The following is a 13,460-nucleotide window of genomic DNA, read 5'->3' on the forward strand; positions in this document are numbered from 1 at the left end:
GCGGCATCTACGACCATGGTCGCAGACGCCGCCGGGCCGGTTCAGGGACGGGCCGAATAGAGGCCGTGATGCGCGAGGATGAGCAGGGTCCTGCCGTCCGTGCCGCCGAAGAGGAGCTGCAGCGGACGCTCGGGCACGGTGATGCGGCCGAGCTCGCTGCCGTCGGCCGCGTAGACGAACACATCGCCGTTCGCGATGTAGACGCGCCCGTCCGGCCCGACGGCGACGCTCTCGCCGCCGCGCGGGGCCAAGGGCTTGAGATCGGTAACCGCGCCGCCCGCGCCGAGCAGGCCGGTATAGGTGCGGTTCTCCGAGCCGTTGGCGAGGTGGACGCGCTCGCCGGGCTTGCCGGTGACCCAGCCATAGGTGTCGAGCGTATCGGAGAAGCGCCAGCCGAGATGGTCGGACGGCCCCTGCTGCCACACGCGGAAGGCCGGCAGGCGCAGGCTGCCATCGGGCGAGACATATTCGCGCGGCTTGGGCACGGCCATGTCGCGCGCAAACATCTCGGCGAGGGTGGTGAAATGGTCGGTCCTCGCGTCATACTGGTCGCGGAACTCGCCATTGTTCCAGAAGCTGCCGGGGAGCGCGACCTGGGCGCCCTTCCCTTCCTTAACGGCTGTCGGCTCGATCAGGCGGACCTCGGCGGGCCTGGCCGGATCGACGCTGTAGACGGTGGCGGCCGGGCCCATCGAGGAAAGGACGAGCAGGTGGCCCGAGCGATCGACCGCGAGGTTGATCGCGTCGAGCGGGGCGTCGGCGGCGATGGTCAGCCCTTCCTTCTCGGACCAGCCATGGATGCGCTGGAACGGGCGGTCGACGAAGTAGAGCTTGCCCGTGCCGTCCACCGCGCCGCCGCCAAGTGCGCCGAAGCCGGTGGCGAGGCGGGTTACCGGGGCGAGCGAAGGCGTGGCGGCGGGCGTGGGTGCGTCGGTCACGTCGAGCACCGCGAATTCGCGCTCGCGCACCTCGCCGCCGCGGGTGACGTCGACGATCGCGTTCGAATAGGGATATTTGCTGGCGCGCAGATAGGTGCCGCAGCCATTCGCGTCGCAGGTCGAGAAGCCGCTCTCGGCGTTCACATGGACGTTGCGGAAGCGGATGTTGGTCGAGTTGGTGAGCTTGACCGCCGCCGGGGCCGGCTGGAGCGAGCGGGTGACGCGGTAGCCGTGGAAATTGGCGAACAGGATGTCGCCCGAGTTGCGCACCTCGAGCGCGACGGTGTTGCGGCTCTCGCCGGCTTCCTCCTCGGTCTGGGGGGCGAGGAACTCCCAGTTGCGGACGCGGTCGAGCACGATCTCGGCACGGACATGATGCTCGGCGGACATCTCGTAGACGAAGCCGGGGGTGTCGGTGTCGGAGACGTAGAGGCCGGCATGGGCATAGGTGTTGGGGGTCCACAGCCCGTTGAAGGTGCCGCCGCCGCCATCGGTGACCCAGAGGCTGGAATATTGGCCGTCCCAGCGCTTCTTCGGGTCGGCGTCCGCCGTGTGGTTGGCGTTGTACGGATCGAAGCGGCTGCCGTCGGCGAGGTTGGTGCCGTGGCCGCCCTGGAACTTGACGTCATCGACCAGCGACTTCGCGCCGGCGCGCCAGAGCAAGGCGGTGGCGCGCGGGTTCTGCCCACCGGTGAACAAGCCGAGGCCGGAGACGAGCGCGTCGCCGCCCTTCGCGCTCTCGATCAGCGCCCTGGCCGGGCCCACGCCGCGATAGGCAGGGCTGTCCTCGGCGAGGACGATCTGGGTGAGGCTGGGGTGGAGGCCGATCAGCACGCTGTCGGCACGCAGCTTCAGCGTGTCGGTGACGCGGTAGAAGCCTGCCGGAAAGTAGAGGACTCGGTGCGTATCGATCGCCTTCTGAAGGGCGGCGGTGTCGTCGGTGGCGTTGTCGCCCTTGACGCCGAGGTCGCGGACACTGGTCCAGCTGGTGACTGCCGGGAAGGCGCGGATGGCGGGGTCGCGGCGGGCTGGGAGCTTGGGCAGCGCTGCTGCGGCGATGCGGGTTTCGTAGCGGCCCGGCTGGTTCAGGCCGGCAAGCGTCAGGCCATAGGTGAATTCCTTGACCCGATAGTTCGGCCCCGAGCCCGCCACCGTCTTGCCGCTGTCGCGGAAGCTTGCGAAAACCGGGGTACCGCTGGCCAGCGCATTGTCGAAGCCGATCTGAGTATAGGCATTGCCTTCGTTGCTGATGATTACGCCGGCCTTCGAGACATTCTCGAAGCGGACGTCCTTGCCCCACAGCCAGTCGCCATAGCCGCGGTCGATATCGATGCCGACGGGCGTGTTGCGGATGACGGTGTTGACCAGGGTCAGCCCCGCCTCATGCTCGCGGATCGCCGCATCACGCTGCCCGTCGAAGCTCGAATCGAGCAGCGTGTACTGCCAGGCGGGCGAGGTCTTCTCCGCAAGGATGCCGTAGCGCCCGCCATGGAAGCGCAGGTTCATGCCGAGATTGCCGACCTGGTAGATGCCGGCGAGGCCCGAGCCGAGATGGAAGTCGATATGCGCGAGATAGCTGTGCTGCGCGGTATGCTGGCGCACCGCCGTCGCCGCCGGATTGCCCGCGCCGATCTCGAAATCGACATTGGCCAGCGCGGAATAGAAGGTGCCCGAATTGGCGTCGGCAATGTCGGGATTGAACGGCACGCTGGTCGGCGGCGGCACTGGGACCTTGCCGCGCAGCGGCACCCCGCCTGCCCCCGGCGCCGCGCCGTTCGGCTGGTTGCCGGTGAAGAAGACCATGCTGCCGACGCCCTGCTGGAAGCCCGGCGTATTCGGTGCCAGCACGAAGACCGGCCGCGTCCTGCCCACCCCGAACAGGCGGACGCCCGGCCAGATATAGATGGTGCGGGTAATGCGGTGCCGGCCCGAGGGCAGGAAGACGATGCCGCCGCCGGGCTTCGCCGCCGCCACATCGATCGCGGACTGGATCGCGGCGCTGTCGTCGGCGACGCCATCGCCCTTCGCCTTGACCAGGACCGCGGCGGGATCGTTCGGCGCCGTCGCATAGACCGAGACCGACCGGGCCCGCTGCGCCTGGGCGGGCATCGCGGACACCGCCACTGCGATCACCGACGCCGCGGCGCCCCATCGAATCCCGCCGATCATGCCGGTCCCCTCTTTTGTTATGGCCAATCCTGACACGCGGATACGCGCGCGCCCAGACCCGGACGACCGCGACAAAGGTCGCAATGGTCAAAGCGCCCGCATGCGAACATCTAGCGTCCTGTCCGAAGCCGGGGAACGACGTGAAAGCGCAGCCAAAAATGACCGGATTGCTCCCCTGCGCGGTCGTCGTGATGGGCGTGAGCGGCTGCGGCAAATCAACGCTGGCCAGCCATCTCGCCACCTATCTCGCCGCCCCGGCATTCGAGGGCGATGATTTCCATTCGAGCGAAAGCGTCGCCAAGATGCGCGGCGGCCAGCCGCTCGACGATGCCGACCGCTGGCCCTGGCTCGACCGGCTGGGCGCGGCGATCGGCGGCGCGGTGCGCGAGCGCGGCATCGCGGTCGCCGCCTGCTCTGCGCTCAAGCGCAGCTATCGGGAACGGCTGGAACGTGCGGCGGGCGTGCCGATCGCCTTCATCCTGCTCGACGGCGAGCCAGCGGAGATCGCGCCGCGACTGGCCGCGCGCGCCGGGCATTACATGGCGCCGAGCCTGCTCGACAGCCAGTTCGCAACGCTGGAGCGCCCGGACGGCGACGAGCGCGCGCTGGCGCTGCACTGCTATCGGCCGGTCGATGCGCTTTGCGGCGAAGTGTTCGCGTGGCTGCGGACGGAGCTTGGGTCGTAGAGGCTGGATATCGTCACCCTGAACCCGTTTCAGGGCCCAACCCTCCACCCGCGAAGACATCCGTTGTTGCAGGTTGGATGCTGAAACGAGTTCAGCATGACGGTTTGGGGGTATTGGACGACGGTTGGAGCGTCAGGGCATCAGCCGCTTGCGGCCCTGGGACAGGTGCCAGCGCATCGCCAGCGCGGCGCCATCGCCGTCCTGGGCGCGGATCGCATCGACCACGGCATCGTGCTCCTCCATCATCGAGCCGATCACTTCGGGCGGGCGCGAGCGCGAGATGTCGACGCCGGCGCGCAATATGCCCATCACGTCATGCTGGAGATGATCGAAGGTGGAGATGAAGGCGCTGTTGCCCGTCGCCTCGGCGATGGCGCGGTGGAGCCGCCAGTCCTCGTCATGCGCGGGCGCGCTGGAGAGCAAGGCGGTGCGCAGCGCCTCGAGCGCCGCGTCGATCTCTTCCATCTGCTCCTGCGAGCGGCGCTGCGCCGCGAGGCGCGCGGCCTCGGCTTCCAGCACGAAGCGCACCTCATAGGTGCCGAGCGTCGCCGCCAGCCCGTCCATCGGCACGTGCGAGCCGAGCCGGGCGGAAGGCCGGCGCTTCACATAGGAGCCGGCACCGCGCCGCGCCTCGGTGATCCCGTCGGCGGCGAGGCGGACCAGCGCCTCGCGCACGATCGTGCGCGACATGCCGAACAGCTCGGCCAGCCGCGCCTCGGACGGCAGCCGGTCGCCGACCGCCAGATCGTCTTCGTTGATGATCCCGACGATCGCCGTATAGGCGCGATCGGCGAGCCTGCCCTCCTGCACGGCGCCTCTCTTCTTCGCGCCTCGATTTTCTCCAGGGCGCGTCTCAGACAAGGTAGCTGAGCCCCACCACCATGACCAGACCGGCGACCGAGATCACCGTCTCGAGCAGCGACCAGGTGCGGAAGGTGTCCGCCGTGGTCGTGCCCATATAGCCTTTGACCAGCCAGAAGCCGGGATCGTTGACGTGGCTGAAGAACACCGAGCCCGCGCCGATGGCGAGCACGACCAGCTCGGGCGAAGCGCCCGAGGCGGCGACCACGCCCGGCATGATGCCGACCGCGGTGATCGTCGCCACCGTCGCCGATCCGGCCGCCAGGCGGATGCCGACCGCGACCAGCCAGCCGAGCAGCAGCGGCGAGATCGAGTACATCATCACCAGCCGCGCCAGCAGGTCCGACAGGCCGGCGGTGACCAGCACCTGCTTGAGCGCGCCGCCCGCGCCGATCGCCAGCAGGATCGCGCCCGCCGCGCCCATCGTCTCGAACCAGATAGCATCCTGGATGCTTTCCTCGCCCAGCCGCCGGCCGAACAGCAGCGGCAGCGCGAGGAGGTTGGTGATGAGCAGCGCGAGCACCGGATTGGCCGCGGCGGCGAGCAGGGGCGAATTGGCCAGCGCCGGCACCAGCTTGGCGAGCTCGCCGGTGGCGATCAGCACGATCGGCAGCAGCACGATGAACAGCGAGACCGCGCGGTGCGGCGGCTGCAGGTCGTGCACCGGGTCGCTGAGCACCGGTTCGGTGAGCTTGACGCCGGGAGTGACGAACTTCGCGAGGACGGGTCCGGCGAGGATCGCGATGGGGATGGCGATGATCACGCCGTAAAGCATGGTGAGGCCCAGATTCGCCTTGAGCGCCTCGACCGCGAGCAGAGGACCGGGATGCGGCGGCACCAGCGCGTGGACGACGCCGAGGCCGGCCAGCGCGGGCATGATGAGCCGCAGCTTGGTGCCGTCGGGATCGCCATTGTCGGGCATCGCCTTGGCGGCGGCGACGACGATCGGGAGGAGCAGCACGAGGCCGGTCTCGAAGAACAGCGGCAGGCCGATGACGATCGCGATGCCGAGCGTCGCCCAGGGCGCGGCCTTTGGCCCGGTCAGGCGCAGCGCGCCGGTGGCGAGCGAGGCCGCCGCGCCGGAGAGGTGGAGCATCGCGCCGAGCGACAGGCCGAGCGCCACGACCAGGCCGGTGCCGCCGACGATATCGCCCACGCCCTTCTGCACCGCCTTGGCCGTGTCGCCGAGCGGCAGGCCAGCGAACAGGCCGACGGCGAAGGCGCCGACGAGCAGGCCGATAAAGGGATGGAGGCGCCAGCGGACGATCAGCAGGATCGCAAGGACGATGCCGGCGACCGCGGCGATTACCAGCCGGATATCCTCGCCGTTCATTCGGCGATCCCCTGGGCGCAATCGAACGCGAATCCTGACATCGTTGTCCTCCCCGGAAGTCCTCGGCTTTTTATCACAAGCTCGTTGGACGCACGGAGTTGTATGACAAGTTTTTGCAAATCGGCAACGAAAAAGGCTTGCTACCGTTACCAATTGGGGAACATATTAAAACCTGTCCAACCGATTCCATAAAACGGAACATGGACAGGGATCGTGCAGAACCGCCGATCCGCGAGCATGACGCCATGCGCCTCGGGGAGAGGATCGATGAAGGTGACCGTTCAGGAAGCGAGCCAGAAGGCGGCAGTTTCGGCCGCGATGCCCCATCTGATTGATGGCGCGGGCCGGCCCGTGCATCTCACGCCGACCCAGCTCAAGGTGATGCGGGGCGTGCATTCGGGGCAGCTCAACAAGCAGATCGCCTATGAGCTCGGCATCGCCGAGGCGACGGTGAAGGCGCACATGACCGCGCTGATGCGCAAGCTCAACGTGCGCAACCGCACCCAGGTGGCGATCGCGGCGCAGAGCCTGGCGCTCAGCCAGGCCTGATTTCCCGGGCGCGGCCCTGCCCGCGCCCCATTGTCTTTCCATCAGCCCATTCCGGGAGAGGTTCATGAAGGCCTTCCGCCTGCTTTGCGCGGCCCTGTTGCTGTGCCCGCTTCCCGCGCTTGCCCAATCGACCTCGGTCTACCGGACCCAGCCGAACGATCCGCGCGCGATCACCGTGAAGGGCGTGGGCGACGGCCGCGCCGACGACAGCGCCGCGCTGCAGCAGGCGATCGACGCGGCGGCCGTGGGGGGCAAGGGCGGCGTCGTCTTCCTGCCCTCCGGCCGCTACCGGATCAGCCGCACCATCTTCGTGCGCTCGGCCGTGCGCGTGTTCGGCGTCGGCGCCACCAGGCCGGTGATCGTGCTGGGCGACGATACGCCGGGCTATGGCAAGGGCGTGGCGGCCATGGTCAGCTTCACCGGCGAGGACCAGTACCGCGTCGGCAAGGTGCCGGTGCCGCCGCCCACCAGCGTGCCGGCCAATCCGGACATCTATGACGCGACGTCGAGCACCTTCTATTCAGCGCTGTCCAATGTCGATTTCGAGATCGGCAAGGGCAATGGAGGCGCGGTCGCGGTGCGTTTTCGCGTCGCGCAGCACGGCTTCCTGCGCCATGTCGACTTCCATCTCGGATCAGGGCTGGCCGGCATCTACCAGGCCGGCAACGAGTGCGAGAATCTGCGCTTCTATGGCGGGCGCTACGGCATCCTGACCGAGAAGACCTCGCCCGCCTGGCAGTTCACGCTGATCGATTCCGAGTTCGAGGGGCAGCGCGACGCGGCGATCCGCGAGCATGAGGTAGACCTGACCCTGGTCAATGTCGCGATCCGCAACACCCCGGTGGGGATCGAGATCGACCGCGGCTATTCGGATTCGCTGTGGGGCAAGGACGTGCGCTTCGAGAATGTCGCCCAGGCCGGGGTGCTGATCTCGAACGAGGACAGCGTGTTCACCCAGGTGGGCTTCATGAACGCGGTGGCGCAGGACACGCCGGTCTTCGCCCGCTTCCGCGACAGCGGCCGGACGGTGGCGGGCCAGGGCCGCGCCTACCGGGTGAGCGACTTCTCCTATGGGCTCAAGCTGCCCGGGCTGGGCGCGATGGGCGCCTTCGCCACCGACCTGTCGATGGCACCGCTGGCGAAGATGCCCAAGCGCCCCGCGCCGGCGATCCGCGCCCTGCCCCCGGTCAGCGAATGGGCCAATGCCCGCGACCTGGGCGTGAAGGGCGATGACGAGACTGACGATACCGCGGCGTTGCAGAAGGCGATCGATACCCACCGCGTGGTCTATCTGCCGATGGGCCGCTACCGGGTGACCGACACGCTGCGGCTGCGGCCGGACAGCGTGCTGATCTCGCTGCACCCCAGCCTCACCCATCTCTACCTGCCCGACGAGACACCGGCCTATGCCGGGGTGGGCAGCGCCAAGGCATTGCTGGCGAGCGCCAAGGGCGGCGACGCGATCGTCTCGGGCATCGGGTTGTGGACCGGCGGGGTCAATCCGCGCGCCACGGCACTGCTGTGGAAGGCGGGCGCGGCCTCGATGGTCAACGACGTCAAGATCCAGGGCGGCGGCGGCACCGTGCTCACCAAGGGCAGCCCGATCGGCTTCGGCGACCCCAAGGCGCGCTTCGACGGCCAGCATCCGAGCATCTGGGTGACCGATGGCGGCGGCGGCACCTTCGCGGCGGTCTGGTCGCCCAACACGCTGGCCTCGGCGGGCTTCTATGTCTCGGACACCACGACGCCCGGCTATGTCTATGAGCTGTCGGCCGAGCACCACTACCGGGCCGAGATCGTGCTCGACCATGTCGAGAACTGGGAGTTCCATGCGCCGCAGACCGAGCAGGAAGTGCGCGACGGGGTGAACGCGATCTCGACGGAGTTCCGCAACTCGCGCAACATCCTGTTCGCCAATTATCACGGCTACCGGGTCACGCGCTCGATCAAGCCGATGGATGCGGCGGTGAAGCTCACCAACTCGAGCGACATCCGCTTCCGCAACGTCCATGTGAACGCCGAGAGCGGCTTTGCCAGTTGCGACGACAAGGGCTGCGGCACCTATTTGCGGGCGAGCAAATATCCGTTCGAGAATGCGATAAAGGACGTGACCGGCGGGCAGGAAGTGCGCGAGCGCGAGTTCGCCCGGCTCGATGTCGGCGCGGTCGCACCAGGCAGGACGCCGGTGCCGGTATCGCCGGAGGTGCGCAAGCTGGCCGACGGCTTCTATTCGATCGCGGGCGCTGCGACGGATGCGAAGGGCAAGCTCTACTTCATCGACCGGCAGTTCCAGCGGATCCATGGCTGGTCGGAGAAGGAAGGCCTGACCATCGTCGCAGATGCGCCGCTCGATCCGGTGAGCCTGGCGGTGGACGCTTCGGGCCATCTGCTGGTGCTGTCCTCGGCCGGGCATGACGCCACGGTCTACAGCATCGATCCGGCCAGGCCCGGCGCGGTGCGGGTGATCGACCCGACCGCCGCCAGGGTGCGGGACGGCGCGGCGACGCTGCTGCCGGTCAACATGTGGGCCAACGGCGAGTTCGCCGACCGGATCGATCCGGAGACCTACCAGTTCCCGCCGATCGCCGACTTCTTCACCCGGGCGATGGCCACGCCCAAGATGCGCGAATATGTCTCGCCCGACGGGTCGCTGGTGCTGCCGGCATTCCGGGTGTGGAACCAGGGGCCGGACGATCACAATGGCTGGCGCTGGTCGGACACGCTGGACGCGCACGGACTGGTCGCGGCGCGGCCGGGCGAGCGGGTGACGCTGACCAACGGCTCGGAGAACCGCACCTATAGCGGGCTGGTGGGCGCGAACGGGACGGTGACCGACCTGCGCATCGTCGCGGATCGCGGCGGCGAGAGCGTGGCTCGCGACAAGGACGGCACGCTCTATGTCGCGAACGGGCAGGTGTTCGTCTATGACGCCGCCGGCAAGCCGGTCCGCCGCATCGACGTGCCCGAGCGGCCGCTGCAACTGGTGATCGGCGGGGCGGACGGGCGCACCCTGTTCATCCTCGCGCATCACGCGCTCTATGCCGTGCGCCTCTGACCCGCACCGCCGCGGGCTGGAGAAGGGCCCGCGGCTTTGCTATCGCTACCAGAACGGGGACGAACTGGGCGCGGGGCTGGATGATTTGGCGGGGGATCGTCGGCTGGCGGGGACGTTTGGCGGGTAGTGCCCGGGCGCTGCTCGCCGCCTGCCTGCTCGCGCCGATACCGCTCCAGGCGCAGGTCTCGCCGCCGGGGTTCGGCGGGCTGAAGCATGTCCGCTGGGGTCCCGATGAAGGCGCGCCGAACGGTGTCTTCAGGATCACCCAGACCCGCGACGGCTATATCTGGCTGGCGGGCGACGCGCTCTACCGGTTCGACGGAATCAGCTTCGAGCGGATCGACTGGCCCGCCGACGCGGCGCGGAGACGCGTGGAGCCGACCGGGCTGCTGGCCGGCCGCGACGGCACGCTCTGGGTGGGGCTGGGCGGCAATGGCGGCGTGGCGATGTACCGCGGCGGGCGGCTCGTCGACATGCACCTGCCCGCCCCGCCCGCCTCGATCGGCCCGATGGCACAGGCGCCGGACGGCTCGATCTGGGTCGCCTCCGGACGGTTCGACACGCAGCTCAGGCGCCTGCGCGGTGGAAAATGGGAGTCGATCGGGGAAAAGCTGGGGCGGCCCGAAGGCGCGGTCATGGGGCTGGTGATCGCGCCGGATAGCGGCGTGTGGATCGCGCTCACCCACCAGGGCGGGAACAGCGGCGCCCTCGCCTATCTCGCACCGGGCACGACCCGCTTCCAGCTGCTGCCCGACCGCGTCTCGGGCAGGCCGAGGATCGCGCTGGATCCGTCCGGCGCGCTGTGGGTCTCCGACGGGACGGGCACGCGCATGGTGCGCGACGGACATGGCCGGGCGCCCGCGCGCGCCATCCAGTTCCCCTCCGCCCCCAATGTCCGCTCCGCCACGCTGAGCTTCGACCGGCAGGGCGGGCTGTGGCGCACGACCGCGGCCATCGGCATCTCGTACATTCCGTCGGCCGCCGGCGCGAGGGCAACCGCCTACCCGTTCGACGCGGCGAACGGGCTGACCTCGGACTTCAGCTATGAATCATTCGTCGATCGCGAGGGCAGCGTCTGGATCGCCACCGAGACTGGCATCGACCAGTTCCGCCGCGCCAGTGCGACGCAGGAACTGGCCATTCCGGCCGACCCGGTCCACGGCCTGGCGCTTGCCGGCGCCAGCGACGGCAGCGTCTATATCGAATCGAACGACACGCTGTTCCGGATCGCGCCGGGGGGAGCGCCCCGGCCGATCCTGAAGCTGGACGGCAGCAACCTGTCGATGTGCCGCGCCCGTGCCGGCGGCATCTGGATCGTCCAGAACGCCCGCACACTCCATATTGTGGGCGAGCATATCGAGACCGCACCAGGCTTTCCCGGTCAGGGCACATCGACCTATTGCGCCGAGGATGGCCAGGGCCGGCTGTGGGTCGCCATCTTCGGTGAGCCGCTGGTCTGGCGCGACGTGGGGGGCTGGCACCATGCCACCGGAGCGCTCGCGCAGCAGCGTGTGTGGGATATGATCGCCACGCCCGCGGGCGGCATCGCCTTTACCGGCCGTCCCGACTTCACCACGCTCGAGGGCGATCGCCTCACCCTGAGAAAGGGCTTCGGCACCGCCACGATGCTCGCTGCCGGCACGCGTGACATCTTCCTGAGCGACGATCGGGGCCTGGTGCGCCTGCGCGACGGCAAGCTGACCCGGCTCGACCAGAGCCGCTTTCCCTGGCTGATCTGGCTGCGAAGCCTGGTGCAGACCGCGCGCGGCGAGACCTGGCTGGTCGCCCGCACCGGCATCTCCCGGGTGGCCACCGCCGACCTGGACCGCGCCTTCCAGGACCCGGATGCACCGTTGCCGCGCACGCTGTTCAACTCGCAGGACGGGCTGGTCAGCGCGGCCCAGCATGCGGGCTTTGCGGGCCTGCAGAGCACGGTCGCCGGCGACGGCCGCGTCTGGTTCCTCAACCGCCAGGGCGCGGGCTATTTCGATCCGGCGACGCTCAAGCAGAACGCTCTCCCCCCGCCCGTCACGATCCGTTCGCTGACCAGCGGCGGACGAAGCTGGCGCGATCCGGGCAGCCTGACCCTGCCGCCCGGCACCCGCGCGCTCGATATCGCCTATGCCGGTCTCAGCCTTGCGGTGCCGCAGCGCGTGCACTTCCGCTATCGGCTGGACGGCGTGGACGATGGCTGGGTGGACGCCGGCACCCGGCGCGTGGCCTCCTATGCCAATCTCGGCCCGGGCAGCTATCGCTTCCATGTGATCGCCGCGAACAATGACGGTGTGTGGAACCGTAGCGGTGCCGAGATCGGCTTCGAGATCCGCCCCACCTTCGTGCAGAGTTGGCCGTTCCGGCTGCTGTGCGCCGCCGCTTTGCTTGCGCTGCTCTGGCTCGCCTATTCGATGCGGATGCGCGTGGTCGCCAGCCGCATCCGGCTGCGCATGGCGGAGCGCTTCGAGGAGCGTGAGCGCATCGCCCGCGAGCTGCACGACACACTGCTGCAGGCGATCCAGTCGCTGACCCTGCGATTCCAGCTCGCGGTCGACGATCTGCCGGCGAAGCAGCCCGGCCGCCCGGCGCTGCTGCAGGCGATCGACACCGCCGACCGGGTGATCGCCGAGGGACGCGACCGGGTGCTCGACCTGCGCTCCCGCCAGGCGGCGGATATCGAGCAGGTCATCCGGGAGCTGATCGCCCGACAGGGCTTCGGCCCCGACGTCGAGATATGCGTCGCCATCAACGGCACGCCCCGCGCGCTGGACACGCTGGCGCTGGAGGAGACCGGCCGCATCGCGGGCGAAGCGCTGTTCAACATCTGGCGGCACGCCTGCGCCCGGCGCGTCGAGGTGGAGATCGACTATGGCGCGAGCTTCGCGCTGCGCATCGCCGACGACGGCGTGGGCATCGACCCCGAGCTCGCGGCGCGAGGCCGCACCGGGCATTACGGGCTGGCGGGCATGCGCGAACGGGCGCGGAGGCTGCGCGGAAGCCTTGTCATCCGCCCCTCGGCGGATCAGGGTACCGAACTGCTGCTCACGGTGCCTGGCGGAATCGCGTACAAGGCCGAGAAGCGCAGCCTGCTAGCACGCCTGTGGAGCCGTGGATGACCGTTGCCTCGCTTAGTGCCTCGCCGATCCGCGTCCTGGTGGTGGACGATCATCCCGTGGTGCGCGAAGGCGTGACCGGATTGCTGGCGCGGCAGGACGATATGGAGGCCATCGGCGAGGCATGCGACGGCCCGGACGCGATCGCGAAGTTCCGCGACCTCGCGCCGGACGTCACGCTGATGGACGTCCAGATGCAGGGCATGAGCGGCATCGAGGCGATCGAGAAGATCCGGGCGCTGTCCGGCGACGCGCGCATCCTGGTGCTCACCACCTATCCCGGCGATGCGAACGCGATCCGCGCGATCCGGGCAGGGGCATCCGGCTATCTGCTGAAGAACTGCGTCCGAAGCGAGCTGATCGACGCGATCCGTTCGGTGCATGCCGGGCGCCGGGTGGTCTGTTCCGACATCGCCCATGCGCTGGCCGAACATGCGCTGGACGAGCCGCTGACGGAACGGGAAGCGGCGATCCTGCGCCTTGTTGCCGAGGGCCATCCCAACAAGCAGATCGCCTGGCGGCTGACCCTGTCGGTCGACACCATCAAGGCGCAGCTCAAGACCATTTTCGAGAAGCTGGGCGTCCATGATCGCACCCACGCCGTGACGGTGGCGACGCGGCGGGGCTATATCGATCGCTAGGGCGTATCGAGGTTTAGCGCTTCCTGTTCCCCGGCGAACGCCGGGTTCCAGGGTCACGGGCGAGCCGGCAGAGAAACCCTGGGCCCCGGCGTTCGCCGGGGAACCGTAGAGTAACGGCTGC

Annotated in this window: 8 protein-coding genes; 5 read left to right on the forward strand and 3 right to left on the reverse strand. The window is 69.0% G+C overall.

Annotated elements, in window-relative coordinates; all coding sequences use genetic code 11:
• Positions 1-41: 41 nt before the first annotated feature.
• Positions 42-3,107, reverse strand: coding sequence for a glycosyl hydrolase family 28-related protein (locus O3305_RS08460; protein WP_269576001.1), 3,066 nt, complete (start codon positions 3,105-3,107; stop codon positions 42-44).
• Positions 3,108-3,265: 158 nt separating this feature from the next.
• Here O3305_RS08460 and O3305_RS08465 point away from each other — a divergent pair, with 158 nt between their 5' ends.
• Entirely contained in the window at positions 3,266-3,793 is a 528-nt protein-coding gene (locus O3305_RS08465; protein WP_260396174.1) for a gluconokinase, read from the forward strand.
• Between the two features lie 132 nt (positions 3,794-3,925).
• On the opposite strand, the gene O3305_RS08470 is transcribed toward O3305_RS08465, so the two are convergent.
• Together O3305_RS08470 and O3305_RS08475 are read right to left on the reverse strand one after the other, a co-directional pair.
• On the reverse strand, positions 3,926-4,603 hold the full coding sequence (locus tag O3305_RS08470; RefSeq protein ID WP_184168485.1) for a FadR/GntR family transcriptional regulator: 678 nt from the start codon (positions 4,601-4,603) through the stop codon (positions 3,926-3,928).
• A gap of 43 nt (positions 4,604-4,646) precedes the next feature.
• Positions 4,647-5,987 (reverse strand): GntP family permease, encoded by a 1,341-nt coding sequence (locus tag O3305_RS08475; protein WP_269576002.1) that lies wholly within the window; start codon positions 5,985-5,987, stop codon positions 4,647-4,649.
• Between the two features lie 318 nt (positions 5,988-6,305).
• Between O3305_RS08475 and O3305_RS08480 the strand changes: the two genes are divergently transcribed.
• The 4 genes from O3305_RS08480 (at position 6,306) to O3305_RS08495 (ending at position 13,339) form a co-directional block, all read left to right on the forward strand.
• A complete protein-coding gene (locus O3305_RS08480) occupies positions 6,306-6,536 on the forward strand; it encodes a helix-turn-helix domain-containing protein (protein ID WP_269576481.1) in 231 nt (76 codons plus the stop codon).
• Between the two features lie 64 nt (positions 6,537-6,600).
• Complete coding sequence (locus tag O3305_RS08485) at positions 6,601-9,591, forward strand: glycosyl hydrolase family 28-related protein (protein WP_269576003.1); 2,991 nt, start codon at positions 6,601-6,603, stop codon at positions 9,589-9,591.
• 116 nt (positions 9,592-9,707) lie between these two features.
• Entirely contained in the window at positions 9,708-12,701 is a 2,994-nt protein-coding gene (locus O3305_RS08490; RefSeq protein ID WP_269576004.1) for a sensor histidine kinase, read from the forward strand.
• The gene (locus O3305_RS08495) at positions 12,698-13,339 is read left to right on the forward strand and encodes a response regulator (protein ID WP_269576005.1); all 642 of its coding nucleotides are present in this window, start codon (positions 12,698-12,700) and stop codon (positions 13,337-13,339) included. The genes O3305_RS08490 and O3305_RS08495 overlap by 4 nt, the downstream gene beginning before the upstream one ends.
• The last annotated feature ends 121 nt before the right edge of the window (positions 13,340-13,460 follow it).

It is taken from the genome of Sphingomonas sp. NIBR02145, from assembly GCF_027359115.1.
Taxonomy (GTDB): Bacteria; Pseudomonadota; Alphaproteobacteria; order Sphingomonadales; family Sphingomonadaceae; genus Sphingomonas; species Sphingomonas kyeonggiensis_A.